2 protein-coding genes are annotated in these 3,084 nt (G+C 60.6%); both read left to right on the forward strand.

The features are described from left to right. A partial coding sequence (odhB, locus tag B7G66_RS14325) for a 2-oxoglutarate dehydrogenase complex dihydrolipoyllysine-residue succinyltransferase (RefSeq protein ID WP_048859318.1) occupies nucleotides 1-969 on the forward strand: 969 nt, incomplete at its 5' end. 73 nt (nucleotides 970-1,042) lie between these two features. After that, the gene (gene lpdA / locus B7G66_RS14330) at nucleotides 1,043-2,785 is read left to right on the forward strand and encodes a dihydrolipoyl dehydrogenase (protein WP_003617102.1); all 1,743 of its coding nucleotides are present in this window, start codon (nucleotides 1,043-1,045) and stop codon (nucleotides 2,783-2,785) included. The last annotated feature ends 299 nt before the right edge of the window (nucleotides 2,786-3,084 follow it).

Genomic DNA, 3,084 nt, shown 5'->3' on the forward strand with positions numbered 1-3,084 from the left:
GCCGCCGGCGTGCAGGCCCAGCCGCTGAGCACCGGTCCCGTCGCGCGTCCCGCGACGCCTGCGTCCGATGTCGCCGCGCAGGGCGCAGCCCATGCGCCGTTCCCCGCCGCGCAGAAAGCCATGACCGAACAGGGCGTGTCCGCAGCACAGGTCGGCACCGGTTCCGGCAAGGATGGACGTATCACGAAGGGTGACGTGCAGGCATTCCTTGCACAGCCCCGCGCGGCAACCCCGGCCGCCGCCCCGCGTCCGCCGCGCCAGGACGACCCGCGTGAGGAACGCGTGAAGATGACGCGCCTGCGCCGCACCATTGCGCGCCGCCTCAAGGATGCGCAGAACACGGCCGCCCTGCTGACCACTTTCAACGAGGTGGACATGTCGGCAGTCAAGGCGATGCGCGCCGAATACAAGGATGCGTTCGCCAAGAAGCATAACGGCGCAAAGCTGGGCTTCATGTCGATCTTCAGCCGCGCAGTCATTGCCGCATTGCAGGAATTCCCCGCGATCAACGCCGAAATCGACGGCGATGACGTGATCTATCGTGAATTCGTCAATCTTGGCATCGCGGTGGGCGGTCCCAATGGGCTGGTGGTGCCGGTGATCCGTGACGCCGACCAGAAGAACTTTGCCGAAATCGAAAATGCGATCGCAGGCTTTGGCAAGAAAGCACGCGAAGGCACGCTGAAGATTGATGAACTGTCGGGTGGCACGTTCTCCATCACCAATGGCGGCATCTATGGCTCCCTGATGTCCACCCCCATCATCAATGCGCCGCAGTCGGCCATTCTGGGCATGCATTCCATCCAGGATCGTCCCGTGGCCGTGGACGGGCAGGTCGTGATCCGTCCGATGATGTATATCGCGCTGACCTATGACCACCGCATCGTCGATGGTAAGGAAGCCGTCAGCTTCCTCGTCCGGGTCAAGCAGAACGTGGAAGATCCGCGTCGTCTGCTGCTGCAGGTCTGATGCGGCGGGCGGGGGGCCGATCCATGGCCTTCCCGCCTGATCCTCCACGATACCGCAAGCAGGACAGAATAGAATGACCATTGAAATCAAGGTTCCGACGCTGGGTGAAAGCGTCACCACCGCTACGATCGGCAAATGGCTGAAGCAGCCGGGCGAGACGGTTTCCGCCGATGACCCGATTGTGGAGCTGGAAACGGACAAGGTCAGTGTCGAAGTCCCGGCCCCGCAGGCTGGTGTGCTTGGCGCGCACAAGGTGGCCGAAGGTGATGAAGTCGAGGTCGGTGCGATCCTGACCACGCTGGAGGCCGGTGGCGCCGCTGCCGCGGCAAAGCCTGCCGCCCCCGCCAAGGCCGCTGCACCCGCGGCTGCCCCTGTTTCGGCCCCTGCTGCCTCCACCCCGGCGGCCCCCGTTGCGGCCCCGCCGGCAGAGACGGATTACGATGTCATCGTGATCGGTGCTGGTCCCGGCGGTTATGTCTGCGCCATCCGCGCGGCACAGCTTGGCTTCAAGGTGGCCTGCGTCGAAAAGCGCGCGACCCTTGGGGGCACCTGCCTCAATGTCGGGTGTATCCCGTCCAAGGCGCTGTTGCAGCAGTCCGAGAATTTCCATGCTGCCAAGGATGAATATGCCGACATGGGCATCATCATCGACAGTGTGAAGCTTGACCTCAACCGCATGATGGCGCGCAAGCAGTCGGTGGTGGACGCCAACGTCAAGGGTGTCGAGTTCCTGTTCAAGAAGAACAAGGTCACCTGGCTGAAGGGTGAAGGCCGCGTCGAGGGCACCGGTCGCATCACCGTCAATGGCAAGCCCGTGACGGCGAAGCACATCATCATCGCCAGCGGCAGCGACAGCGCAGTACTGCCGGGTGTCGATGTCGATGAAAAGCAGATCGTGACTTCGACTGGCGCACTCGAACTGTCCGCCGTGCCGAAGAAGATGGTGGTGATCGGTGGTGGTGTAATCGGCCTCGAACTCGGCAGTGTATGGCATCGCCTGGGGGCCGAGGTGACGGTGATTGAATATCTCGACCGTCTGGTGCCGGGTACGGATAATGAAATCGCCAAGCAGTTCCAGCGTATCCTGACCAAGCAGGGGCTGGAAATGAAGCTGGGTCACAAGGTGACCAAGGCCGTTAAGGGACCAAAGGGCGTGACCCTGACGGTGGAACCGTCGGCGGGTGGCACGGCGGAGACGATCGACGCGGACATCGTGCTGGTGGCGATCGGGCGTTCTGCGGCCAGCAAGAACATGGGCCTGGAAGAAGCGGGGATTGCGCTGGACAAGCGTGGCCGCATCGTGACCGATGCCCATTATGCGACGAACGTGCCGGGTATCTATGCCATTGGTGACGTGATTGCAGGCCCAATGCTGGCGCACAAGGCCGAAGAGGAAGGTGTCGCCATTGCGGAACTTCTGGCCGGTCAGGCCGGGCACGTCAATTACGGCGCCATTCCCGCTGTTGTCTATACATGGCCGGAAGTCGCGACCGTGGGCAAGACCGAGGAAGTGTTGAAGGAAGAAGGCGTCGCCTACAAGGTTGGCAAATTCCCCTTCACCGCCAATGGTCGTGCGCGTGCGATCGGGATGACCGATGGGTTCGTCAAGGTTCTGGCTGACGCCAAGACGGATGCGGTTCTTGGTGTGCATATCATTGGCCCGATGGCGGGCGAACTGATTGCCGAATGCACCATGGCGATCGAATTCGGGGCATCGTCCGAAGATATCGCCCGCACCTGCCATGCGCATCCCACACTGAGCGAAGCCGTCAAGGAAGCCGCTCTGGACGTGGACAAGCGCGCCATTCACATCTGAACCGCCGTTCGGGGTGGGGCGTTATGTCCCACCCCATCAGAATGTTGGGTCACGTAAAAAGCCTTTCGCACGGTCTGGGGCATCCCGTCCGCGTGGAAGGCTTTTTTCGATAAGACGTTGTTTGAAAATTCGTAATAATACTGCACTGAAATCATGAAGCTTCCTGGTAGATGTTTTCCGAAAAATCTTTAAGAGGCATCGCATTTTCAGAAGATTACAGTAGCGTCTGAAATTTCCTATTCCTTATGGATTGCCTGAAAACAAATCATTGATAAAAAACAGGAAAAGTTTTTGGGTGC

The organism is Novacetimonas hansenii JCM 7643 (assembly GCF_000964405.1).
GTDB classification, from domain to species: Bacteria; Pseudomonadota; Alphaproteobacteria; order Acetobacterales; family Acetobacteraceae; genus Novacetimonas; species Novacetimonas hansenii.

Bases quoted from the DNA above. Each gene is read 5' to 3' on its own strand.
- lpdA (WP_003617102.1), top strand. From the start codon at position 1,043: ATGACCATTGAAATCAAGGTTCCGACGCTGGGTGAAAGCGTCACCACC.